The organism is Chitinophaga sp. Ak27 (genome assembly GCF_012726295.1).
Lineage (GTDB): Bacteria > Bacteroidota > Bacteroidia > Chitinophagales > Chitinophagaceae > Chitinophaga.
The window spans coordinates 129,658-153,608 of record NZ_JABAOB010000007.1 but is presented as its reverse complement, the minus strand read 5'-3'; the positions used below and the strand labels follow the sequence as shown (position 1 = coordinate 153,608).

Annotated in this window: 18 protein-coding genes; 8 read left to right on the top strand and 10 right to left on the bottom strand. The window is 44.9% G+C overall.

The features are described from left to right. Positions 1 to 7: 7 nt before the first annotated feature. The gene (locus tag HGH90_RS22680) at positions 8 to 2,335 is read left to right on the top strand and encodes a TonB-dependent receptor (RefSeq protein ID WP_169191925.1); all 2,328 of its coding nucleotides are present in this window, start codon (positions 8 to 10) and stop codon (positions 2,333 to 2,335) included. 74 nt (positions 2,336 to 2,409) lie between these two features. Here HGH90_RS22680 and purL read toward each other — a convergent pair whose 3' ends face one another. Then, complete coding sequence (gene purL / locus HGH90_RS22675) at positions 2,410 to 4,638, bottom strand: phosphoribosylformylglycinamidine synthase subunit PurL (protein WP_168765945.1); 2,229 nt, start codon at positions 4,636 to 4,638, stop codon at positions 2,410 to 2,412. A gap of 289 nt (positions 4,639 to 4,927) precedes the next feature. On the opposite strand from purL, the gene HGH90_RS22670 reads away from it, so the two are divergent. Further along, on the top strand, positions 4,928 to 7,117 hold the full coding sequence (locus HGH90_RS22670; RefSeq protein ID WP_168765946.1) for a glutamine synthetase III: 2,190 nt from the start codon (positions 4,928 to 4,930) through the stop codon (positions 7,115 to 7,117). A 164-nt stretch (positions 7,118 to 7,281) separates the two neighbouring features. After that, positions 7,282 to 8,103 carry a hypothetical protein gene (locus HGH90_RS22665; RefSeq protein ID WP_168765947.1) on the top strand — a complete coding sequence of 274 codons (822 nt, stop codon included), beginning with the start codon at positions 7,282 to 7,284 and terminating at the stop codon, positions 8,101 to 8,103. A gap of 60 nt (positions 8,104 to 8,163) precedes the next feature. Here HGH90_RS22665 and accC read toward each other — a convergent pair whose 3' ends face one another. From accC to efp, 3 genes are all read right to left on the bottom strand, one after another. After that, positions 8,164 to 9,501 (bottom strand): acetyl-CoA carboxylase biotin carboxylase subunit, encoded by a 1,338-nt coding sequence (gene accC, locus HGH90_RS22660; protein WP_168765948.1) that lies wholly within the window; start codon positions 9,499 to 9,501, stop codon positions 8,164 to 8,166. Between the two features lie 107 nt (positions 9,502 to 9,608). After that, positions 9,609 to 10,103 carry an acetyl-CoA carboxylase biotin carboxyl carrier protein gene (gene accB, locus HGH90_RS22655; RefSeq protein WP_168765949.1) on the bottom strand — a complete coding sequence of 165 codons (495 nt, stop codon included), beginning with the start codon at positions 10,101 to 10,103 and terminating at the stop codon, positions 9,609 to 9,611. 127 nt (positions 10,104 to 10,230) lie between these two features. Beyond that, positions 10,231 to 10,797 (bottom strand): elongation factor P, encoded by a 567-nt coding sequence (efp, locus tag HGH90_RS22650; RefSeq protein WP_145672563.1) that lies wholly within the window; start codon positions 10,795 to 10,797, stop codon positions 10,231 to 10,233. A 236-nt stretch (positions 10,798 to 11,033) separates the two neighbouring features. Between efp and HGH90_RS22645 the strand changes: the two genes are divergently transcribed. The 3 genes from HGH90_RS22645 to HGH90_RS22635 all read left to right on the top strand — a co-directional run bounded on the left by HGH90_RS22645 (position 11,034) and on the right by HGH90_RS22635 (position 13,224). Next, a complete protein-coding gene (locus tag HGH90_RS22645) occupies positions 11,034 to 11,489 on the top strand; it encodes a peroxiredoxin family protein (RefSeq protein ID WP_168765950.1) in 456 nt (151 codons plus the stop codon). Positions 11,490 to 11,587: 98 nt separating this feature from the next. After that, positions 11,588 to 12,529 carry a malate dehydrogenase gene (mdh, locus tag HGH90_RS22640; RefSeq protein ID WP_168765951.1) on the top strand — a complete coding sequence of 314 codons (942 nt, stop codon included), beginning with the start codon at positions 11,588 to 11,590 and terminating at the stop codon, positions 12,527 to 12,529. Between the two features lie 233 nt (positions 12,530 to 12,762). After that, positions 12,763 to 13,224, top strand: coding sequence for a MarR family winged helix-turn-helix transcriptional regulator (locus HGH90_RS22635; RefSeq protein WP_168765952.1), 462 nt, complete (start codon positions 12,763 to 12,765; stop codon positions 13,222 to 13,224). On the opposite strand, the gene HGH90_RS22630 is transcribed toward HGH90_RS22635, so the two are convergent. From HGH90_RS22630 to HGH90_RS22620, 3 genes are all read right to left on the bottom strand, one after another. Next, on the bottom strand, positions 13,221 to 14,456 hold the full coding sequence (locus HGH90_RS22630) for an MFS transporter (RefSeq protein ID WP_168765953.1): 1,236 nt from the start codon (positions 14,454 to 14,456) through the stop codon (positions 13,221 to 13,223). The two genes, HGH90_RS22635 and HGH90_RS22630, sit on opposite strands and share 4 nt — an antisense overlap. A gap of 82 nt (positions 14,457 to 14,538) precedes the next feature. After that, the gene (locus HGH90_RS22625) at positions 14,539 to 15,225 is read right to left on the bottom strand and encodes a DedA family protein (protein ID WP_168765954.1); all 687 of its coding nucleotides are present in this window, start codon (positions 15,223 to 15,225) and stop codon (positions 14,539 to 14,541) included. 66 nt (positions 15,226 to 15,291) lie between these two features. Continuing rightward, positions 15,292 to 16,566 (bottom strand): dicarboxylate/amino acid:cation symporter, encoded by a 1,275-nt coding sequence (locus HGH90_RS22620; RefSeq protein WP_168765955.1) that lies wholly within the window; start codon positions 16,564 to 16,566, stop codon positions 15,292 to 15,294. A gap of 200 nt (positions 16,567 to 16,766) precedes the next feature. On the opposite strand from HGH90_RS22620, the gene HGH90_RS22615 reads away from it, so the two are divergent. Next, on the top strand, positions 16,767 to 18,269 hold the full coding sequence (locus HGH90_RS22615; protein ID WP_169191924.1) for an amino acid permease: 1,503 nt from the start codon (positions 16,767 to 16,769) through the stop codon (positions 18,267 to 18,269). A gap of 164 nt (positions 18,270 to 18,433) precedes the next feature. Next, complete coding sequence (locus HGH90_RS22610; protein ID WP_168765957.1) at positions 18,434 to 19,144, top strand: YebC/PmpR family DNA-binding transcriptional regulator; 711 nt, start codon at positions 18,434 to 18,436, stop codon at positions 19,142 to 19,144. A gap of 84 nt (positions 19,145 to 19,228) precedes the next feature. Here the strand turns inward: HGH90_RS22610 and HGH90_RS22605 are convergent, their stop codons facing one another. The 3 genes from HGH90_RS22605 to HGH90_RS22595 all read right to left on the bottom strand — a co-directional run bounded on the left by HGH90_RS22605 (position 19,229) and on the right by HGH90_RS22595 (position 23,925). Continuing rightward, positions 19,229 to 19,951 carry a response regulator transcription factor gene (locus HGH90_RS22605; RefSeq protein WP_168765958.1) on the bottom strand — a complete coding sequence of 241 codons (723 nt, stop codon included), beginning with the start codon at positions 19,949 to 19,951 and terminating at the stop codon, positions 19,229 to 19,231. A 240-nt stretch (positions 19,952 to 20,191) separates the two neighbouring features. Beyond that, positions 20,192 to 21,148, bottom strand: coding sequence for a D-2-hydroxyacid dehydrogenase (locus HGH90_RS22600; protein WP_169191923.1), 957 nt, complete (start codon positions 21,146 to 21,148; stop codon positions 20,192 to 20,194). Positions 21,149 to 21,546: 398 nt separating this feature from the next. Beyond that, the gene (locus tag HGH90_RS22595; protein ID WP_247679975.1) at positions 21,547 to 23,925 is read right to left on the bottom strand and encodes a thiamine pyrophosphate-dependent enzyme; all 2,379 of its coding nucleotides are present in this window, start codon (positions 23,923 to 23,925) and stop codon (positions 21,547 to 21,549) included. Between the last annotated feature and the right edge of the window lie 26 nt (positions 23,926 to 23,951).

Sequence of the window (23,951 nt, the reverse complement as noted above, 5' to 3'; positions counted from 1 at the left end):
GCTACAGATGACGAAGAAGATTTTGTTCCTGGGAATAACAGCTATCATGGCCACCTTACAGCTGGCTGCACAAAAAATACAAGGCACCGTAAAAGATACAGCACAAACCGCCATCCCCATGCTCAGGATTTACCTGGCCGGCACACAAAAACATGCACTCACTAATACTAACGGCAGCTTTACACTGAACGACGTAAAACCAGGTACTTACCAGCTCCTTGCCACCGGTACCGGCTATAAAACACTGGAACAAAACATTACCATACAGGATAGCATTACCTCCCTGAATCTCATGATACAGCCCTCAGATGTTGGCCTCAACGAAGTAGTAGTAACCGCCAGCCGCAATAAAGAAACATTGGGCACGGTTCCTTCTTCCATTACGATCATTTCAGGGAAACAACTCAGGGAACAAAGTACCATTACGACCGACATTAACCAGCTGCTGAGTATGAATGTACCTGGTCTCACGCTCGGCACCAACACCTCTACCAATAAGGGTCAAACCCTGCGGGGACGCGGCATGCTCATCATGATCGACGGTATTCCCCAATCTACACCGCTGCGCAATGGCGATAAAGACATCCGCAGCATAGATGTATCCGTCATAGAAAGAGTGGAAGTAATTAAAGGATCCACAGCCATTTATGGCAACGGCGCCGACGGCGGCATTATCAACTTCATTACCATCAAAGCTAATCCCAATCAACACTTCAGCGGAAGTACCGATATCAGTGGCAATGGCTCATTAACCCATCCATCGGGTAGCCTCGGCGGTCGTATCTCCCAAAACTTTACCGGCAAAATCAACAAATTCGACTATGTGGTAAGTGGCACCTATGAAAAAACCGGCGTGAATAAAGATGCCAATGGAGAAGTGATTGCCCCGTTTCAATCGCTCAGCCAGAATAAAAATGTGAACGCCTTCGCAAAACTGGGTTACGATATCAACGCCAACAACCGCATTGATGTGATGTATAACTATTACCGCAGCATGCAATACAGCACCTTTGTGAATAACGGTGGTAAATTCGGCGTTAGCCCTATTACCGGTATACCCGGCGCCAGTCCCGGCGATAGGCAGGGTACCCCCTATAACCACAATGCTGCCCTGAACTATACCAATAAAGACATTTTCAAAAACACCTCGCTGGCTGTAAACCTCTATTACCAGGACTTTTACACCGTATTTGAGTACTCTGATTTTTATGCACCTCCCGGCAATTCTGCTATCAGCTCCCGGAAAATGGGCGCCCGGGTAAATTTCAATAGTGTATTCAACCTCCATCCCAACCTCTTTGGCGACGTTACCTGGGGAATAGATATCCTCAATGATAAAACCTCTCAACCACTCACGGATGGCCGTTCTTTCGTACCAGAGATGAATATGAAAAACTATGCGCCTTATGCACAGTTAAAAACATATCTCTTCAAAGACTTCCTGTTGAAAGCAGGAATACGGTATGAAAACATCTCTTTACACATACCGGATTATACAACAATCAAATTTGGCAATTATGCCGGTGGCGTATTCGTAAAAGGCGGCAACCTTCCCTACGAAGCCCTGGTATTCAACGCTGGCCTCCGTTATACCAAATTCCCGGCCTTTAATCCATTCGTCAGTTACTCGCAGAGCTTTTCACTCTACGACTTGGGCCGTACACTGCGGCTGGCCAAAGCAGCCGGCAACGGCGCCACCAGCATCAACACCATTGAAACAAAAGCCATTATTACCAACAACTATGAAGCTGGTTTTAACAGCAACATTGGTAAATTCAATGCTTCCGGCTCCTATTTCATCAGTACCTCTTCCCTGGGCACCAGCCTGAAAGATGTGAATGGCGTGGCAGTACCGGAACGTGCACCCGAACGTGTAGAAGGATTTGAACTTACTGCCGGCTACCAGTTCTTCCCAAATCTTTCTGCCAATGCAGCTTATTCCCATGTGGAAGGAAAGAAGGATGTGAATGGTGTACATACCTACTTGCCCACCACCCGTATATCTCCGGATAAGCTAACAGTGAATGTGAACTATTCTCCATTAAAAAGCTGGGACCTGGGCATATACTACATTTACTCCGGCGTACGCAAACACTTCGATCCTAATCCCAGTACCAAAGAATATGACCTGGGGAATGGTCCGGTAAGCGATTTTTACCTGGTGAATTTCTATACAGGCTACCGTCTCAATAAAAACATGTCAGTTCGCCTGGGTGTGGATAATCTCCTGAATGCGGACTATTACCCTGTGATGTCGCAGGCCAGGGTGCGTACCGATTCGTATATAAAAGGCAGTGGCGCCAGGATGAATGTTGGGTTTAAATACAACTTTTAGACAAATACCGACTAAAAAGAAAGCGGCGATTGATATGATCAATCGCCGCTTTCTTTTTATGCTTCAGCTAATGCTTATGCTTTTTTAAGATGTTCTTCAATCGCAGTATCGTAGGTTTGCTTCCAGGTGCCTACAGTGCCCCAGTCTTCCCCGTTTACTTTGATATTTTCACCGGTTACCACACCCAATTTCTCATGACGTACAGATACATCAGAAGCATCTACCAGGCTGTGCATGAGCGCTTCAAACTTCTCTTTATTTTCCGGTTTAACAGAGATGACCACACGGCTCTGGCTTTCACCGAAGAGGTAAGCATCTTTACGGAATTTATTATTGAGCGCCAGTTCGAAGCCCAGACCACGTGGCATCGCACTTTCCAGCAGGGTAATAAATAAACCGCCATCGCTTACGTCGTGCGCAGATTCGATCAGGCCTGCTTTATTCAATTTGGTGATAGCCTGTTGCAGGTGCAGTTCTTCATCGAGGTTGAAATGCGGAGCAGGGCTGTATTCGATGCCTATAATTTTATGCAGGTATTCAGAGCTGCTGATATCGTTGCGGCTACGGCCTAAGAGGTATAACAGGTTACCTTCTTCTTTAAAGTCCAGTGTTATACGTTGTTCCAAGCTATCCAGCACTCCCACCATACCAATGGTTGGTGTAGGGTATACAGGACCGTCGGGCGACTGGTTGTAGAAGCTAACGTTACCACCGGTAACAGGCGTATTAAATTTACGGCAGGCTTCACCCATACCTTGTACAGCGTGCACAAACTGGTAGTATACTTCCGGATCGTAAGGGTTACCGAAGTTTAAGCAGTTAGTAATCGCTACAGGTTCACCACCGGAGCACACAATGTTACGTGCTGCCTCTGCCACAGCAATTTGTCCGCCTTTATGAGGATCGGCAAATACATAGCGACCGTTACAGTCGGTAGTTACAGCCAGGGCTTTCTTGGTGGGTTTTACCAATACAATCGTAGCATCGCTTGGTGCATTGGTGCTGGCGTTAGCAGTACCTACCATGCTGTCGTACTGGTTGTAGATCCAGCGTTTGGAGGCGATATTTGGTAATGCCACCATTCTTTCCGCTACAAAACGGGGGTGTTCTGTATCGGGGATATTCTGGATATCGAATGCTTTTACTTTAGCGAAGTAAGCTGGTTCAGTATATGCGCGGTGATATTGAGGAGCGCCGCCGCCCAATACCATACTTTCAGCAGGAACATCTGCTTCCAGTTCGCCGTTCATATAGAACTTCAGGTTTTTATCTTTGGTCACTTCACCGATTTGTACGCAGTGCAGGTCCCATTTATCGAAGATGTTGAGGATTTCTTTTTCCTGTCCTTTCTTCACTACGATGAGCATGCGTTCCTGGCTTTCGCTCAGCAGCATTTCCCATGCTTTCATATCTTTCTGACGGGTAGGTACTTTATCTAACCAGATGTGCATACCATGTTCGCCTTTTGCGCTCATTTCAGCTGTAGAGCAGGTGATACCGGCAGCGCCCATATCCTGCATACCTATGATAGCATTGGTTTTGATGATTTCCAGGCAAGCTTCCAGCAATTTCTTTTCCTGGAAGGGGTCACCTACCTGAACGGCAGGCAAATCTTCCACGCTATCTTCCGTGATATTGGCAGATGCGAAAGAAGCACCGCCGATGCCATCTTTACCGGTAGCAGATCCTACGATGAAAACAGGGTTGCCTTCACCATGGGAAGTAGCGGAAACAGTTTGTCCAACTTTTACGATACCCACGCTCATAGCGTTTACCAGCGGGTTGGTACCATAGCAATCTTCAAAGTATGCTTCACCGCCTACAGTTGGTACACCGAAGCAGTTACCATAATGACCTATACCGTGTACAATACCTTTTACCAGGTGTTGTGTTTTCTTGTCATTGATATTGCCAAAGCGGAGGGAGTTCAATGCGGCAATGGGGCGTGCGCCCATTGTAAAGATATCGCGGTGAATACCACCAACGCCGGTAGCTGCGCCCTGGAAGGGTTCGATAGCAGAAGGGTGGTTATGCGACTCTATTTTAAATACCACCGCGTAGCCATCACCGATATCTACCAGACCGGCATTTTCCTCTCCTGCCTTTACCAGCAGTCTGTCACCTTCGCGGGGCAGGGATTTCAGCCAAACGATTGAATTTTTGTAAGAGCAGTGTTCGCTCCACATTACAGAATACATACTGAGTTCTGTAAAATTGGGGACACGGCCTAAGATAGATTTAATTCGTTCAAACTCGTCAGCGGTAAGTCCTAGCTGTTCAGCAATTTCTACGGTGGTTTGCATGTATTTAAGTATAAAAAACGAGTAATTTAAAAGAAGTCGCAAAAGTACATGATTTTCCTGCAAATGACAATAGGTGAACCGGGGAGCGAAAACAGCTTTTTTAGCAAAGCATCATTATATTAATAAATTTTAAATTTATCAGTTTTACAGTGCCCATCATTCAATTATTTGATCAAATAGCAAAAAAAGCGTCTTTTAAAGACCCGAAACGTAAATTTTAAATTAAAATGAACAATTTATTTGTATTTAAGGCAAGGTATGCGTTCTTTTGTGTAAAATATTTTACAGCATGCAATCGTTACGTTTCAAAGCGCTGGAAGGATTAGCTGGCGTAGACTCCACTCTCACCGAACATAACGGTAAAATTACCGAAGTATTTGGCAGCAATGTATTCACTGGTAAAGTTGTTCGGGAATACCTGAGCGATGAGGCTTATAAAAGCCTGATGAACTCTGTTAAAAATGGCACCAAGCTGGAACGTAAGATGTCCGAGCAAATTGCTTCCGGCATGAAGGCATGGGCCATGAAGAAAGGTGTAACTCACTACACACACTGGTTCCAACCATTAACAGGTACCACTGCTGAAAAGCATGACTCTTTCTTCACCCTGAAAGGTGATGGTACTGCGCTCGAAACTTTTGATGGCGATGCACTGGTACAACAGGAACCAGATGCTTCCAGCTTTCCTAACGGCGGCTTGAGAGCTACTTTCGAAGCACGTGGTTATACTGCATGGGATCCTTCTTCTCCTGCATTCATCCTGGAACAGGCTTACGGTAAAACACTCTGCATTCCTACTATCTTTGTATCCTACACCGGCGAATCGCTGGATTATAAAGCGCCACTGCTGAAAGCCCTGGCTGCTATGGACAAAGCTGCAGTAGACGTATGTAACTATTTCGATAAAAACGTTACCAAAGTAACCGGTACCCTGGGTTGGGAACAGGAATACTTCCTGGTAGACGAAGCAATGGCAAATGCCCGTCCTGACCTGATCATGACTGGCCGTACTGTGGTAGGTCACGCGCCTTCCAAAGGTCAACAGCTGGAAGACCACTACTTCGGTGCTATCCCTGAGCGTGCATACGCTTACATGCGCGATTTCGAAGTAGAAGCCTACAAACTGGGTATTCCTTTAAGAACCCGTCACAATGAGGTGGCTCCTTCTCAGTTCGAATGTGCTCCTATATTTGAAGAAATCAACATCGCGGTAGACCACAACTCGCTGCTGATGGATGTAATGAATAAAGTGGCTAAACGTCACAAACTGAAAGTGTTACTGCACGAGAAACCTTTTGCAGGCATCAACGGTTCCGGTAAACACAACAACTGGAGCATGTCTACCGACACCGGCGTTAACCTGCTGGCTCCTGGTAAAACTCCGAAAACCAACCTGATGTTCCTCACTTTCTTTGTGAACACCATCAAAGCGGTACATGACTACGCCGACCTGATGAGAGCTGCTATCGCTTCTCCCAGCAACGACTTCCGTCTGGGCGCTAACGAAGCTCCTCCTGCTATCATTTCCGTATTTACCGGTAAATTCCTCTTCGATGTACTGCAGGAAGTTAAAAACCGCGTAAACAACAAGTTCGATGAACAAGACGAAGCCATCCTGAAAATGGATCTGCACCGTCATATTCCTGAACTGATGCTGGATAACACCGACCGTAACCGTACCTCTCCTTTTGCTTTCACCGGCAACAAGTTTGAGTTCCGCGCGGTAGGTTCTTCTGCTAACTGTGCTTCTGCTATGACTGTGATGAACACCATCATGGCTAAGACCCTGACAGATTTCAAAACAGAAGTAGACGGTCTGATCGAAAAAGGCGAGAAAAAAGAGATTGCCATTATGCAAACTCTTCGGAAATATATTGTAGATTCGGAAAAAATACTGTTCGAAGGCGACGGCTACAGTGAAGAATGGGAAAAAGAAGCAGCAAAAAGAGGTTTGGCTAATGTAAAAACCACTCCTAAAGCGCTGGATGCAATGGTAACACCTAAAGCAACCCAACTTTACACAGAAACCGGCGTTTACAACGAAAAAGAACTGCACGCACGCCACGAAATACTGCTGGAAGATTATGTGAAGAAAGTACAGATCGAAGCCCGCGTTATCGGCGACCTCGCTACCAACACTATCCTGCCATCTGCTATTAGCTACTTAAATGAACTGGTAGCCAACATCAATGGCCTGAAAGCAATCGGGTTAGGCGACGACAGCGTAAAAGCACAGAAACAAATTGCCGCTAAAATAGCTGAACATATCAATGTAATTAGTGAAAATGTACAGGCTATGATTGAGGCGCGTAAGGTAGCTAACAAGCTCACCGATAGCCGCCAAAAAGCGATAGACTATTGTGAAAAGATTAAGCCGTACTTTGATGTTATCCGCTACCACTCCGATAAACTGGAGTTCCTGGTGGACGACAAAAAATGGGCACTGCCTAAATACAGAGAGCTGCTTTTCTTGCGATAAAACCGTAAGATTGTTTTGGTGTATGATTAGCCCCGGATTTTCATCCGGGGCTTTGCTTTTTTTGGTAACTTCACGTTCACTTCTTAAACCTATTTCCAATACACCTCCTATTCCGGATAGCCTCTTTTATTAACCTCAATTTTTTCATTAAAAAACGAATTTGTATGAAAAAACAAATTTATCCGGTGCTTTATGCGATCGCCGCTTTCCTGCTCCTTTCCAACAACAGCTGTCTGAAGCCCCCAGTTATCATTCCCCACACTCCTTTTTTTGAAATCACCCGGTTGAAAGGACTTACCACGCAGCTCTTCGAAGACTCCATCAACATCACTTACAACAACAAAAACAATCCCGTAAGCCTGATCGGATCAAGGGTACAAACCGGCTATCCACAATTCCTGATCGGCTATGACCCACAAGACAGACTAAGGGTAATTATTGGCGCCTACTATGATGGTAACCCCAATTATGAAGTAGCTCATAAATATTTGCTGGATACCAGAAAAAGAGTAATGATAGACAGTATCTTTAACTTTGGCACTTACGACAGAAGTACGCTAACAATCACCACCTCGCTCTACTCTTTTTTTGTCAAAAAATATCTTTATGACAACCAAGACCGGATTACACAGGTTATCAACTACCGATACCAGGGAACTGCGTATGCTGACGTAGTAACGACTACCTATTTTTATAACTCAGCAGGTAATGCTTATAAAATCAATACCACCGTAGTTGGCCCGGGCAATACTACCAGCTCCAACGATGCATTTCCCGTTTATGACAACAAAATAAATCCACATCAACTGCACCCGATATGGCAGCTCATAGATGTGGACTACAGTAAAAACAATGCCTTTGTTGCTGATAGCTATAATAATTACGGACTACCACTACAAATCAATATGGCCGGCGACCCCAAAAAAGGAGAACTCAATTTTCTGCTATTCAGCTTTGTGAGCCTGGAAATAACTTATCGAAAGTAAAATGTACAAAAAAAGTCCTCCCTTTCAGGAGGACTTTTTACAATAATATAACCGTTACCGTTATACCAGCTTAAACGTTTCTGTAAACTTAGTAGTAAAGTTACCCTTACGGAAATTTTCATCACGCATCAACTGCTGATGGAATGGAATAGTTGTTTTTACACCTTCGATCACAAACTCGCTCAGTGCACGCTCCATGGTATTGATTGCCTCTTCACGGGTTTGCGCCATGGTGATGATTTTTGCCACCATAGAATCATAATACGGAGGAATAACATAACCAGCGTAGATATGTGAATCCACACGCACCCCATGACCACCCGGAATATGCAGGGTAGTAATTTTTCCCGGAGAAGGACGGAAATCATTGTAAGGATCTTCCGCATTAATACGGCACTCGATGGCATGCATCTGTGGCGTATAATTTTTTCCGGAGATAGGAATACCTGCCGCAATCTTGATCTGTTCTTTTACGAGGTCAAAATTGATCACTTCTTCCGTTACACCATGCTCTACCTGGATACGTGTATTCATCTCCATGAAGTAGAAATTACGGTGCTTATCAACCAGGAACTCAATAGTACCAACACTCTCGTAGTTGATCGCACTGGCGGCCTTAATAGCTGCTTCTCCCATTTTCTCACGCAGCTCAGGCGTCATAAACGGAGAAGGAGATTCTTCTACCAGCTTCTGGTGACGACGCTGGATAGAGCAATCTCTTTCACTCAAGTGACATACTTTACCGTATTGATCACCCGCTACCTGGATTTCAATATGTCGGGGTTCTTCCACGAATTTCTCCATGTAGATACCATCATTACTGAAAGCCGCGCGAGCCTCGTTCTTGGCCATGTTGTAGGCATTTTCCAGCTCACTGTCTTCCCATACCACACGCATACCTTTACCACCACCACCGGCAGTAGCTTTCAGGATAACCGGCAGCCCCATGGTTTTTGCCAGTGCCTTTGCTTCATCCACACTCTGCAATAAACCATCAGAACCCGGAATAACAGGTACGCCCGCAGCAATCATGGTTTCCTTCGCCGTCATCTTGTCTCCCATCTTACGGATCATTTCCGGTGTTGGGCCGATGAACTTGATACCATGCTCACCGCAGATTTCAGCAAAACGGGCATTTTCGGCCAGGAAGCCATATCCCGGGTGAATAGCATCTGCGTTGGTAATTTCAGCAGCTGCCATCAGGTGAGGGATATTCAAATAAGACTCTGTGCTCTGTGGTTTACCTATGCATACTGCTTCATCGGCAAATTTCACATGCAAACTGTCTTTATCTGCAGTAGAATAAACTGCCACCGTTTTGATACCCATTTCCTTACAGGTACGGATAATCCGAAGGGCAATTTCACCACGATTGGCAATCAATATTTTTTTGAACATTGTTTTCCTTATAAGTTAATAATAGCAGTTAGCTTTTAGCGGTTAGCCTTTAGCTGTCAGTATTGTATATAATACTGAATGCCAAAGGCTAACGGTAAAGGCTATTATTATGGTTCAACTAAAAATAAAGGTTGGTCGTATTCTACCGGAGATGCGTCATCTACCAGCACTTTCACGATTTTTCCACTCACTTCACTCTCTATCTCGTTGAATAACTTCATTGCTTCGATGATGCACACCACTTTGCCGGAAGATACCTCATCACCCACATTTACGAATGGAGCTTTGTCTGGTCCGGCGCTGCGGTAAAAGGTTCCGATCATAGGAGATTTGATCGTTACCAGGTTGTCCGCCTTTGCAGGTGCTACGGGAGCTGCAGCGGGAGCTGCGGGAGCGGCGGCGGCAGGAGCTGCTGCGGAAGCAACAGGGGCTACAGGCTGTACGGCGGCAGTTGCCACGGCGGCAGGAACAGTGATTACCTGTTGTACTTCGTTATCCTTTTGTTTTATTGTAATCTTAAACTTGTCCTGCTCAATGCTCAGTTCACTGATATTTGATTTATTGATCATTTTTACCAGTTCCTGAATCTGTTTAAAGTCCATGTAGACAGTTTTTGGTTTAGAAATATAGAATATGAAAATTCGATTCACACGTTCAGGAACCCTGTTCCACAGGAAATCCTCCTGGAAACAACATTCCCGTCAGTCAATCAAAAATTAAAAAATGCTATTACCCTTTTACTCTTTCGATATATTCACCATTCTTGGTGTTCACACGGATCATTTCCCCTTCTTCCACAAACAGTGGCACCATTACAGTCGCACCTGTTTCAACAGTAGCTGGTTTCAGGGTACGTGTAGCCGTATCGCCCTTTACGCCTGGCTCAGAGTAGGTTACCAGTACGACAATCTTGTCTGGTAATTCTACCGCCATGTACTGTTCAGTTTCAGTATTGATTTGTACACTCACTTCCTGGCCCTCTTTCAGGAATTGTGGCGCATCGATCGCATTTTCCGGCATAGCAATCTGTTCGAAAGTTTCATTATCCATGAAATTGTAGCCGGTATCGTCTTTATATAAGAACTGGAAAGCTTTCTTTTCAATACGGATAGGGAAAATAGTATCTCCCGAGTTCCATGTATGCTCTATAGAACGGCTATTGTCAACGCCTTTCAATTTAGCCCAAACCTTTGCGGCTGCACGGGCGGTTTTATTCTGACCAAACTCTACAACAGAATACAAACTGTTATCCAGTTTGATGATTAATCCTGTTCTGATATCTGCGGTGGTAGCCATAAATTTAGGTTACTGATTTTAAGTTAAAAATTTATACGGATTGCAAAAGTAAAAATTTTCGCATATGAACAAGCATCTAATTCCCAAAATTAGATAGATTCGTTCCTTTTCGGCCCAATTTTCGTGTTTTTTATGCAATAAATGACATTTATCCGGTAAATTTAAACTCAAATCAAGAAACTTTTATTCGTATGCGCTACGTGTTTTTCGCAATTTTAAGCTGTTTACCCGTGTTTTTGAAGGCTCAAACTGCTACTCTCCCCACCAAACCAGCTTATTTACAATATCCGATCATCCCGGCTTTTCCCCTCACCCTGGTTGATGGCCATACTATCACCAAAAATGACCTGCGTAAAGGGGAAAAAACCATGTTATTCATATTCAGCGTTGATTGCGACCACTGTAAACACCTGACAGAAGATCTCCTGAAAAATATCGATAAATTCCAGAAAACGCAGATCCTGATGGTCACTCCCTTTAAAGTGGAACAAATGAAGGAATATTACGACCAATACAAGATCAAAAATTATCCAACAATTACTATGGCCAGCGAACCTACCCGGCAGATCATGTACTTCTATGATCTGCATTACTTCCCGGGATTATACATATATAATAAGAAACAACAGTTTGTAAAAGGCTTTGAAGGAACAGCTAAGATAGATTCTCTGCTGTATTATCTGCACAAATAAACCTTGTTAAAATGTGTATGCCTGGCCGGTTATTGTAATGCCGAATCATTACATTTGTTTAATCACATTCATTCTTCACTTTTAAAGCTATAGACAAGATGAAAGTTACAGTAGTAGGAGCCGGAAATGTAGGTGCCACATGCGCTAACGTACTGGCCCACAGAGATTTTCTACAGGAGGTGGTTTTATTGGATATCAAAGAAGGAACGGCTGAAGGTAAGGCGCTGGATACATGGCAACAGGCTCCCATTGATTATTACAGCACCAAAATTACAGGAGTGACCAACGACTATACTAAAACCGCCAACAGCAATGTGGTGGTAATTACGTCAGGGCTTCCCCGTAAACCAGGTATGAGCAGAGACGATCTGATTTCTACCAATGCCAACATTGTGAAATCGGTGACAGAAAATATTACCAAACATTCTCCGGACGCGATCATTATCATTGTCAGCAATCCGCTGGATGTAATGACGTATTGTAGCTACCTCACCGCTAAAAAAGACAGCAGCAAAGTGTTCGGTATGGCCGGTATCCTGGATACTGCCCGCTACCGCGCTTTCCTGGCCGATGAAATAGGCTGCTCTCCCAAAGATATACAGGCTATCCTCATGGGCGGACATGGCGATACCATGGTGCCCCTTCCCCGTTACACCACGGTAAGCGGTATTCCGGTAACAGAACTGGTAGCAGCCGACAAGCTGGAAGCTATTATCCAGCGTACGAAAGTAGGGGGTGGCGAGATAGTGAACCTCCTGGGTACTTCGGCCTGGTACGCTCCCGGCGCCGCAGCTGCCCAAATGGTGGAAGCCATCGTAAAAAACGAAAAACGTATTTTCCCGGTGTGCGCCTGGCTTACCGGCCAATATGGCCTGAAAGATATCTACCTGGGCGTTCCCGTAGTATTAGGCAAAAACGGTATCGAAAAAATCATAGAGCTTCAACTCAATGAGGCTGAAAAAGAATCACTCAATACCTCTGCCCAACATGTAAAAGAAGTAATGGACGTATTGGATAAAATGCAGTCTGCAACTGCATAATCGTCTACCAACGCATACAGCGGAGATAGATGTGGAAAACATTCCCGCTATCTCCGCTAATCATTTCCCCACTGCCACGATAAAATCAGGATCTTCTGCCTTATCAACCACATGACAAAATCTGCAATTCTTTTTTTATTCGTAATTTTACCCCATCCTGAAAAGATGACTAAAGCAGTATAAATGAAACACTTCTAAATCCGTTTCACCAAATTTGGTTTAACTCTCAACGTATGTCTAACCTGGAAAAACTGATAACACAAAAATCTTTTGAAAGCGAAAATCAGCGTGGCCTCGTCAGCCTGATTTTTATAGGTAACTGGATTACCGCCCGGCACCAGCAATTCTTTAAACAATATGGCATCACTATGCAGCAGTTTAATATACTGCGCATCCTTCGCGGGCAACATCCCAAAGCAGCCAGCATCAACGTGCTGAAAGACAGAATGCTCGATAAAATGAGTGATGTATCCCGGCTGGTGGAACGCCTTCGCAAAGCCGACCTGATAGAACGCAAAAACAGCGAAATGGACAGGCGTGCCGTCGATGTTCGCATCAACGACAAAGGCCTGCAACTGCTAAAACAAATAGATACTGAAATTGGGCACCTGGATAATGTACTCCAGTCACTCAATGAAAAAGAAATAATACAGCTGAACAAATTACTAGATAAGATGCTGGAAAGCTATCACTAAATTTCTTCCAGGTAATTCAGGTCCTTACCAAATGTTTCCTCCACGTTCCAGGCAGTAATTAAAGCAATCCCTATACACACCACCGCTACAATAGCGCCGCTTTGCAGGAAAGTAAAGTGTTTCTGCACGTTTATAAACAAGAGCGATATCAATGGAAGCATTCCCCGCGCAAAGTTAGGCACCGTAGTAGCCACGGTAGCGCGTAAATTAGTGCCGAAGCTCTCTGCTGCGATGGTTACAAAAATAGCCCAGAACCCAACACTGAAGCCCAGTATAAAGCAAACGGTATAAAATACCCAGGTAGCAGCCCCATGTAAATTCAGGTAAACCGCCACCATTACGCCTGTCAGCAACAGGAACAGCAACATCACCTTTCTCCGGCTTTGCCATACCTGGCTTAGTAAGCCGGTAGTGAAATCACCCAGCACCAGACCTGCATAACAGAAAGCCACTGCATCACCAGGATTAATGGCCCCCTGCACGTTCATGACAGTCGCAAACTTATTCGAAAATGCAATAAGGATACCTACTACAAACCAGGTCGGAGTGCCCAGCAACATACATTTCAAATACTTCATAAACCGTTCCCGGTTGTTAAATAATGCTACCAAACTTCCCCTCCCTGCCGTAGATTCCTTCACCGCATTAAATAAATGCGACTCCATTACACTAACCCGAAGCACCAGCAACGCCAGCCCTAATCCTCCACCAATAAAATAACAAATACGCCAGTCGCCCACCAGCTTGGCTATCAGGTTGGCTGCTACAGCACCCGATACCCCTACGGTAGCCACTATCATGGTACCATATCCCCTCTTTTCCTTGGGTAATATTTCAGATACCAGCGTAATACCTGCGCCCAGCTCACCAGCCAAACCAAAGCCCGCCACAAAACGCCATAGTATATAGCCATTGATCCCATGCACAAAACCGTTGGCAATATTGGCAATAGAATAAATGAGAATAGAACCGAATAATACGCTCAGCCGGCCTTTCTTATCTCCTATTATACCCCAGAAAATTCCACCAATCAACAGGCCTACCATTTGAATGTTGATTAAAAGCAGGCCTGCCCCTGCATCAATTTCGCTCTGTGGAAGTCCCAGCGATTTTAAACTAGGTACCCTTACGATGGTAAACAGTAAAAGATCATAAATATCAACGAAATAGCCTAGTGAAGCAACTATAACGGCTATATTAAAAATAGAAACAGAACGATTGTCGGTCTTCATTGGTAGTTCGGTTGACAATAATTATAACGGGAATTAATAAAAAAGGGCCTTTTTAAAAAGGCCCTTTTAAAGATATAAAAAATTATAATGAAGAATCTGTTTTTTCTGCGGGTTCCTGGTGAGGAGCAGCGGACGAGTGTTTTGCTTTGCCAAATATTACCTTGATCAGTACCGGTAAGGTGGTAATTAATATAATTACCAGGATAATCAGCTCCAGATGCTCTTTCAAATTCGGGAAAGCCTTATCCAGGTAATGGCCGGCCAGCATCATAGAGAATACCCAGGCAAAAGAACCTACAATATTAAACAACATGAATTTCTTGGCATCCATTTCCGCAACACCCGCTACAATGGGTGCAAACGTACGGATGATAGGCAGGAAACGCGCGAAGAAAATAGCGCCGCCTCCATATTTGCCGAAAAATTCGTGCGCCTGGATCAGGTGCTTCTTTTTAAAGAAGAAAGTATCCTTTTTCTTAAATAATACAGGACCGGATTTTCTACCAAACCAAAACCCCACCATATTTCCCAATACACCGGCTATAGCGATCAGCAACATGATCACTGCAAAAGGCAGATCAAAGAAGCTGTGGCAAAGATCTTTGCTGTAGATACCCGCCACAAAGAGCAGGGAATCGCCCGGCAGAAAGAAACCAATAAAAAGACCCGTTTCTGCAAAAATAATTGCCAGCAACAGGTAAAGGCCACCATGTTCAATAATCCACGAGGGATTAATGAGGTGTTTAAAAAACTCAATAATCTGGTCCATGCTAAATACGCTATTTCTAGTTCTGAATCGGTAAAATAAGCATTAATGTGTTACGCATTTGTTAAGTTAGGCGTTAGGCGCATCTCCGGTGCTGAGTTTGTTTTCCCACTTGGAAACTACAGCGGTAGCCATGGCATTGCCAATAACATTGGTAGCAGAACGGCCCATATCCAACAGGTGATCTACGCCCAGCAATAAAAGAAGCCCTGCCTCGGGGATGTGAAACATTGATAAAGTGCCCGCAATTACCACCAGGGAAGCACGTGGCACACCGGCAATCCCTTTACTGGTAATCATTAATACCAGTAACATGGTAATCTGTTGATCTATAGAAAGGTGCATATTATATGCCTGCGCAATAAACAGGCTGGCAAAGGTCATATACATCATAGAACCGTCCAGGTTAAAGGAATAGCCCAACGGTAACACAAAACTCACTATCCGGCTGTCACAACCAAATTTCTCCAGCTCCTCCATAGTACGGGGATAAGCCGCTTCGCTACTCGCAGTGCCAAATGCCAGCAAGAGGGGGTCCTTAATCATACCCAAGAGGCGGAATACTGGTTTGCCCAAAATCAACCATCCCACAAAAGCAATGACTACCCACAAACTAAACAAGCCCATATAAAACTGGATAATAAATTTCCCATATGTAACCAGTACGATAGGTCCCTTCACCGCAATGATACCCGCCATAGCGCCAAATACGGCAAAAGGCGCAAAATTCATTACAAAACCTGTCACCTTCAGCATAATATGAGCAACACTATCCAGTAACTTTACTACCGGCATCGCCTTTTCGCCAATAGCAGCAGCTGCCACCCCGAAGAAAATGGCAAATACCACAATTTGCAAAATTTCGTTCCTGCCCATTGCATCTATCACGCTATCTGGCACCACGTGATGGAAAAATCCCCGCAGGGTCATATCTGCCTTCGCAATACCAGAAGAGGCATGTTCATCCGGCAGCGGCAATTGCAGCGATATTCCCGGTTTCATTATGTTCACAAGTACCAAACCCAAAAACAATGATACAAAGGTTGCACTGATAAACCACAGCATTGTCTTTCCACCAATACGTCCAACCGCTTTTATATCTCCCAGCTTGGCTACTCCTACCACCAGGGTAGAGAATACCAGCGGGGCAATGATCATTTTTACCAGGCGCAGGAAGATGTCTGTCAGTATAGAAATGTTATCAGCGAAGATCTGCGGTGTGTCTTTGGTACCTGCCGGGGTACCAGCATTGCCATAAGCCAGGAATACCGAATAACCGGTACCTATCCCGATGATCATGGCAATGAAAATGTATAGGGTAAGCAGATTCGACGATTTCTTCATGCGGAGCAAGAATTTTTACTTGAAATAATTAAAAGTTGTAACCGGAAAATTTCCCAAAAATAAGGTTTGGCGGCTAAAGATGCGCGTTAGTGGCTAAAATAAAAGTATCTCTTTTTGATTTTAGATATTATATTTGGCGACCAACAACAAAACAACAAGAACTAAACTACCTTAAAACATCAACCACAATAAGATTGCGTATGAGCAAACTATTCGTAAAAAAGCAGCTCTCTGTTTTAACGGCCGAAGCCGGAGAATCCGACAAGGGACTGAAAAGGACGCTTGGCGCGGGTTCATTGATTGCCCTTGGAATAGGCGCTATCATCGGGGCAGGTCTGTTTGTTAGAACAGCTGCTGCCGCCGGACAACATGCCGGACCCGCTGTTACTATCTCCTTTATTATTGCTGCAATTGGCTGTGCCCTTGCTGGCCTCTGTTACGCCGAATTTGCTTCCATGATACCTATCGCCGGAAGCGCCTATACTTATTCTTATGCTACTTTAGGAGAATTTATTGCCTGGATCATAGGGTGGGATCTCGTACTGGAATATGCGCTGGCAGGAGCCACTGTAGCCATTGGCTGGTCACAATACCTGAATAAACTACTTACCAACGTTTTCCACGTCACCATCCCTTACGAATGGAGCCATAGCCCTTTCGAAGTGTCCGACGCAGGTGTACACGGTATCATGAACGTCCCCTCCCTCTTTATTCTGCTGGCGCTCACGCTCCTGCTGATCAGGGGTACGCAGGGATCTGCTATCGTTAATAACATCATCGTTATTACCAAAGTATCTATCGTGCTGATGTTCATCGTACTCGGATGGCACTTTATCAACCCTGCCAACCACGCTGAATTTACCATTCCAGCTACTGCCGGAACTGTTAAAATGCACAATGGCCAGATCGTTGATTATTCCAACTTCTGGAATCACGGCTGGGGCGGTGTACTAAGAGGCGCCGGGGTAGTATTCTTTGCTTTCATTGGTTTCGACGCCGTATCCACTGCTGCACAGGAAACCAAGAACCCTAAGAAAAACATGCCTATCGGTATCCTGGTATCTTTGGCCATCTGTACTATATTATATATCCTGTTTTCATTTGTACTTACAGGCATTGCGCCGTTCCAGGACTTCCTGAAAGCAGGCGGCGAAGCTTCCGTTGCTTACGTGATCGACACTTATATGACCGGTTACGGCTGGTTATCTACCTTCATTACTGTAGCCATCCTGGCTGGTTTCTCCTCTGTAATCCTGGTAATGCTGCTGGGTCAGACCAGAGTCTTCTACTCTATGAGTAACGATGGACTGGTACCACCCATTTTTGCCCGCCTGCATCCAAAATATCATACGCCTTACCGCTCACAATGGATGTTCTTTGTCTTTGTAAGCCTGTTTGCCGCCTTTGTACCGGATAACGTAGTAGGTGATATGACCAGTATCGGTACCCTCTTCGCGTTTGTATTGGTATGTATCGGAGTAATTGTAATGCGTAAAAATAATCCTGATGCACCACGTGCCTTCAAAACACCATTAGTACCGCTTGTCCCTGCGCTAGGAGCGGCTTTCTGCCTTACTATGATCATCAGCCTTGGAATGGAAAACTGGGCCCGCCTCTTCGTATGGCTGGGAATTGGCTTCCTGATCTACTTTGGCTATAGCGTCAAGCACAGTAAGGCCCGTAAAATGATGGACAAAAAGTAACCCCGGGGGTGAAAAAAGTAGCTAAAAGCGGCGGACAAAACGAATCATTATGATCGTTTTGTTCGCCGCTTTTAAGTTAAATCCCTAAAATCAGCCTACTCCTGAATTTGAAAATCCTTATTTTTGCGTTCTGTTTTTACAAGTATTAATTATATACCACTCCAATGGGAAGAATATTTGAAGTAAGAAAATCGACCATGTTTGCCCGCTGGGACAAGATGGCGAAAGCATTTTCAAGAATCGGAAAAGAAATAGCCATAGCGGTAAAAGCTTCCGGTCCTGATCCGGATAATAACCCTGCACTCCGCCGCTGCATTCTCAATGCCAAGAGTGTTAATATGCCTAAAGACCGTGTAGACGCTGCTATTAAGCGTGCTATGGGTAAAGACAAAACTGATTACGAAGAGGTGGTATATGAAGGCTATGCTCCTCATGGTGTAGCGGTAATTATTGATACAGCTACCGACAACACGACCCGTACGGTTGCCAACCTCCGTATGCACTTCACCAAAGGTGGAGGTAGCCTGGGTAACAGTGGCTCAGTAGGCTTCCTGTTTAATCGCGTAGGTGAATTCAAAGTAAAAAATGCCGGGCAAAACCTGGAAGACCTGGAACTGGAACTGATAGATTTTGGACTGGAAGAAATTGGAGAAGATAGTGAAGGTAATATCATTATCCGTGCGGCATTTACGGAGTTCGGTAATATGGCCAAAGCCCTTGATGATAAAGGCCTGGAAGTAATTAGCTCTGAGCTGAAACGCATTCCTACTACTACCGTAGAATTGAATGATGAACAAGCAAAAGAAGTGCTGGAACTGGTAGACCGCCTGGAACAGGACGAAGATGTACAGCAGGTTTTCTACAATCTGAAATAGTTGTTTATCAACATATAAAAAAGAAAACGTCCGCCATTACAGCGGACGTTTTCCATTGGATGGAGTTAACCAAACCAAAAACAGCTAAATCTTAAAGATGGTGTGTGAGCGATCCAGGTCATCCGCAATAAACATCAGTCCCTTACCATGGTAGGTTTCGAGTTTTACAGCAGGATCCTGTGCAATGTGCTTACGAAGCCTGGTCAGGTAAACGTCCATTACGCGTGATGAGAAGAAATCATCCTGTCCCCAGATACAGGTCAGAATATCATCTTTTTTCAGCTTTTTGTTTGAATTCTCACATAGAAAGCGAAGTAATTCCGCTTCTTTTGGGGCCATACGAACATGGGAATCTGCATTTTTATGCCGAATATTATATTGAGAATAATCAAAAACGAGGTTGCTGATGGTGTAAACAATGCGCCTTTCGCTCTTCAACAGCCTGCTCCGCTTCAGGTATACATCTACCCGGCAAAGTAACTCCTGGATGTTGAAAGGTTTTACAATGTAATCATCTGCACCAGACTCAAAACCCTGCAGGCGGTCTTGTTCCATATACCGGGATGAAGTAAATAAAATGGGAATATTTACATCGGTTGACCGGATATCCTGGGCCAACGCGAAGCCATCCTTCTTCGGCATTACTACATCAAGCAGGCAAAGATCAAAAACATGCTTCTGAAATTTTTCCCAGGCTTCCTGCCCATTTTCACAGAAAGTAACATTATAACCTGCGCGTTCGAGTTGTCTCTTAACTACTTTAGCAAAAAAAATATCGTCCTCTGCCAAAAGAATGCTTGGTTGCATGTACGTTGGTTTTAAGCGGGTAAATATTTAGATTTTAGTTGCTGCTCCGAATGAGCGTATCTGATACGTTTATTCAAAAATAAATAACATATTTATAACCTTGTCCATCCATCCCTATTCACTTCTTACCGGAATATTCATTTCAACCATTCCCTTTAAGAATATCCCCCGACGGCTTTGGTTTGCGGTTTAGTGCTCGCTTACAACATAAAAACATATTTACCGGCTCTGCGGGGAATACTAATTAATAATATTTTGTGGCGCCCCTCCCAAAAATGCTTTTACATTCTCTGCAGTTGTATGCATCAATCGTTTTCGTGCAGCCTGTGTAGCCCAGGCAATATGTGGGGTAATAATGGTATGAGGTGCAGTCACCAGAGGATTGCCGGCCAAAGGCGGCTCTACCGACAATACGTCCAACGCCGCACCAGCGATAACACCCTCAGCTAAAGCCCTCGCCAGGTCCGCCTCCTTGATCAATGGTCCCCGGCTGGTATTAACCAGGAAGGCCGCTTTTTTCATGGTAGATAATAACGCAGCATTTACGAATTCTTTATTGGCTGCATTCAATGGACAATGCAGCGATACCACATCGGCCTCCCGGAAACAGGTAGCCAGATCTACAAAAGTGACGCCCTCCATCTTATCCCGGTCAGGATGCTTATGATAGGCGATCACCTTCATCCCGAAAGCCAGCCCGATCCGCGCTACAGCCTGCCCTATCTGCCCCAGCCCTACAATACCCAGGGTATTACCGGCCAGTTCTGTTAATGGAGTTTTCCAGTAACTGAAATCACTACTCCTGCCCCATTCACCTGCACGCACACTTTCCGCATGCAACCCGGTATGATGGCATAACTCCAATATCAGCGCAAAAGTGAGCTGCGCTACGGAAGCGGTACTGTAAGCTGGTACATTGCTAACGGGTATTTGCCGGCTGCGTGCAACTGCAATATCTACTACATTATACCCCGTGGCAGTAACCCCGATATACTCCAGTTGTGGCAACTGGCGAATGGTATCTGCATTTATAATGGCTTTGTTGGTCAACAGGATATGTGCATCCTGGGCCCTGGACAACACCTCCGCCTCTGGCGTGCGGTCATACATCTTCACGTTTCCCAATGCTTCCAAAGCAGCCCAGTCAAGATCACCAGGGTTTAGGGTATAGCCGTCCAGTACTACTATATTTTTCATCCTTTAATATTTGAAGGTTATTTGAATGTATTCACCGTTGCAATGATATAGTACATTACGACATAAAGCAATAATCCCTTGCTATGAACGGAGAAAATATCTGCAACTTCAGCTAAAAGGCAGTACCCACAATTATTTCAGGTCATCCATCATCGGGTATATGGATGTGAAATAATCATTAACTCCGCCACTGGCCCATTGTTCATCGCCGAAAAGCACACACCTTTGCTGCGCCATAATAGCAAAATATTACTAAGCCTTTCAACTGCTTAATTTTAAAGGAGCCATCACTTTAGCAGATAATATGCTAATATGATGGCTCCGCCAATTTAAGGGTATCCCAAAGAAAACGCCGGTTCCCGTAGAGGAAACCGGCGCTGTTATTATTTAGAGCAGTACTACTCCTGCATCATTTCTGTAACTATCCTGACCACATCTTCCGTATTGGGCTTGGAAAAGTAGTCTCCGTCAGAACCATAAGCCGGGCGGTGTGCCTGTGCACTAAGTGTGCGGGGCGCTACATCCAGCCAACGGTAACCTCCCTGTACTTCTATCACCTGCTGGAACATATAGCCAGTGCCTCCACCAGGTACGTCTTCATCAACAAAGAGAATACGATTGGTTTTCTTGAGTGATTCCACAATACTGTGATGAATATCAAACGGCAGCAACGTCTGTACATCTATCAGTTCGCAGGAAATACCAATTTCGCTTAAGGTTATCATCGCTTCCTCTATAATGCGGGTCATAGAACCATATGTTACAATGGTTACATCTGTTCCGGGCTGCAGTACTTCCGGAATGCCCAACGGCACAGTAAAGGATTCCAGGTTAGTTGGTAATTTTTCCTTTAAGCGATAGCCATTCAATGATTCAATCATCAAGGCCGGTTCGTTGGCTTGCAGCAAAGTATTGTACATACCAGCTGCCTGTACCATGTTACGGGGCACACATACATGCATCCCTCTCAGGGAATTGATAATCATTCCCATCGGGGAACCGCTGTGCCAGATGCCTTCCAGGCGATGGCCCCGGGTACGTACAATTAGCGGGCAATGCATAATTCCTTTGGTACGATATTGCAACGATGCTACATCATCGCTCAATGGCTGCAATCCATACAAGAGGTAATCGAGGTATTGTATTTCTGCAATAGGACGAAGACCTCTCAGGGCCAGCCCAATGCCTTGCCCCATGATGGTCAGCTCACGTATACCGGTATCGGCTATACGATCTTTTCCATGTTTTTGTTGTAACCCGGCAAAGCCCTGGTTTACATCTCCGATCTTTCCCACGTCTTCTCCGAAGGCAAATACTTTAGGGTTGTTGGTAAACAGCTGATCAAAATACCTGTTGAGTACTTCGTAACCATTGATGGTAACACCTTCCGCATCATACTCAGCTGGTACCACCGGTACATTTAGTGCCGAGTTAACGCCGCTGGCATATAAATCGGCATTATAGGTGTCTTTCTGTTCCTGTAGATAGCTGTCGTAAAATTGCTGTAATGCCTGTATGGCCGGATCAGCCTTTAGCGACGCATGTTTCAGCAAAATCGTGGCAGTAGCTTTCAGGATATCGCGGCGTAACGGTTCACGGTTATGTTGCAAATCACGGATCGCTACGTTAACCATATCAGCATTGGCGCCGGCAACGGCCGCCACTGGCGTAGCCAGTGCAATAAATGATTGTACATGCGCTTTAATGGGCGCTATATATTTCTCCCAGGCAGATTTGCGGGCTTCCTGTGCTTTTACTTTAGCTTCTGCTTCAATTGCCTGCAGGGTCGCCTCATCGCTAATGGCATTCTCAATAATCCAGGAACGCAATTTTACGTTACAGTCGAATTCCCGTTCCCAGGAAAGGCGTTCCTTGCTTTTGTAACGTTCGTGCGAACCGCTGGTAGAATGCCCTTGCGGCTGTGTTATTTCTTCCACGTGAAACAGGGCAGGAATGTGCGTTTCCCGAATTTTGCGGATAGCCGCCTCAAACACTTCGCACATGCCGGCATAATCCCATCCTTTCACATTATAGATATCAAATCCGTTGGAATCTTCCGTTTTGCGGAAGCCTTCCAGTGCGGCACTGATTGAGTTTTTAGTAGTCTGGTATTTGCGGGGAACAGAAATACCGTAGCCGTCGTCCCAAACAAATACTGCCAGGGGTACCTGTAATACGCCGGCAGCATTCATGGTTTCCCAGAAGTGGCCTTCCGACGTAGAGGCGTCACCGATAGTAGCAAAACAAATTTCATTACCATTATGGGAAAGCCCTGTGTAGGCGTGTAATGCTTCTACTTCTCTAAATACTTTAGAAGCGTAAGCCAGTCCCAGCGCGCGTGGCATTTGTCCGGCTGTAGGCGCCATATCAGCAGCAGAATTCTTCATATCTGCCAGGTTAAGCCAGTTCCCGTCTTTATCGAGATTAGGTGTGGCAAAATGGGAGTTCATCTGGCGCCCTCCTGAAAAGGGTTCATTTTTCAGGTCGGGATCTGCATATAACTGCGAAAAGAATTGTTCTGGAGTGGCAATACCAGTGGCAAATGCAACGGTTTGATCGCGGTAATAACCGGAACGAAAATCGCCTGGCTGAAAGTATTTGGACATTGCTATCTGCGCCACTTCCTTACCGTCACCAAAAATGCCAAACTTTGCTTTACCTGTAAGCACTTCCTTACGGGCCAGCAGACTTATTTCCCTGCTATCACAGGCTAACCTGTAATCATTTAGCACTTCCTTGCGGAACTCTTCGAATGACAACCGGCTTTCTAAATTCATAGCTAGTTCGTTATTTTCTATCATGC

What these genes read in the sequence shown, in the direction of transcription:
- HGH90_RS22680 (WP_169191925.1), top strand. Translation starts at nt 8, where the DNA reads ATGACGAAGAAGATTTTGTTCCTGGGAATAACAGCTATCATGGCCACC.
- purL (WP_168765945.1), bottom strand. Translation starts at nt 4,638, where the DNA reads ATGCAAACCACCGTAGAAATTGCTGAACAGCTAGGACTTACCGCTGAC.
- HGH90_RS22670 (WP_168765946.1), top strand. Translation starts at nt 4,928, where the DNA reads ATGCAATCGTTACGTTTCAAAGCGCTGGAAGGATTAGCTGGCGTAGAC.
- HGH90_RS22665 (WP_168765947.1), top strand. Translation starts at nt 7,282, where the DNA reads ATGAAAAAACAAATTTATCCGGTGCTTTATGCGATCGCCGCTTTCCTG.
- accC (WP_168765948.1), bottom strand. Translation starts at nt 9,501, where the DNA reads ATGTTCAAAAAAATATTGATTGCCAATCGTGGTGAAATTGCCCTTCGG.
- accB (WP_168765949.1), bottom strand. Translation starts at nt 10,103, where the DNA reads ATGGACTTTAAACAGATTCAGGAACTGGTAAAAATGATCAATAAATCA.
- efp (WP_145672563.1), bottom strand. Translation starts at nt 10,797, where the DNA reads ATGGCTACCACCGCAGATATCAGAACAGGATTAATCATCAAACTGGAT.
- mdh (WP_168765951.1), top strand. Translation starts at nt 11,588, where the DNA reads ATGAAAGTTACAGTAGTAGGAGCCGGAAATGTAGGTGCCACATGCGCT.
- HGH90_RS22635 (WP_168765952.1), top strand. Translation starts at nt 12,763, where the DNA reads ATGTCTAACCTGGAAAAACTGATAACACAAAAATCTTTTGAAAGCGAA.
- HGH90_RS22630 (WP_168765953.1), bottom strand. Translation starts at nt 14,456, where the DNA reads ATGAAGACCGACAATCGTTCTGTTTCTATTTTTAATATAGCCGTTATA.
- HGH90_RS22625 (WP_168765954.1), bottom strand. Translation starts at nt 15,225, where the DNA reads ATGGACCAGATTATTGAGTTTTTTAAACACCTCATTAATCCCTCGTGG.
- HGH90_RS22620 (WP_168765955.1), bottom strand. Translation starts at nt 16,566, where the DNA reads ATGAAGAAATCGTCGAATCTGCTTACCCTATACATTTTCATTGCCATG.
- HGH90_RS22615 (WP_169191924.1), top strand. Translation starts at nt 16,767, where the DNA reads ATGAGCAAACTATTCGTAAAAAAGCAGCTCTCTGTTTTAACGGCCGAA.
- HGH90_RS22610 (WP_168765957.1), top strand. Translation starts at nt 18,434, where the DNA reads ATGGGAAGAATATTTGAAGTAAGAAAATCGACCATGTTTGCCCGCTGG.
- HGH90_RS22605 (WP_168765958.1), bottom strand. Translation starts at nt 19,951, where the DNA reads ATGCAACCAAGCATTCTTTTGGCAGAGGACGATATTTTTTTTGCTAAA.
- HGH90_RS22600 (WP_169191923.1), bottom strand. Translation starts at nt 21,148, where the DNA reads ATGAAAAATATAGTAGTACTGGACGGCTATACCCTAAACCCTGGTGAT.
- HGH90_RS22595 (WP_247679975.1), bottom strand. Translation starts at nt 23,925, where the DNA reads ATGAATTTAGAAAGCCGGTTGTCATTCGAAGAGTTCCGCAAGGAAGTG.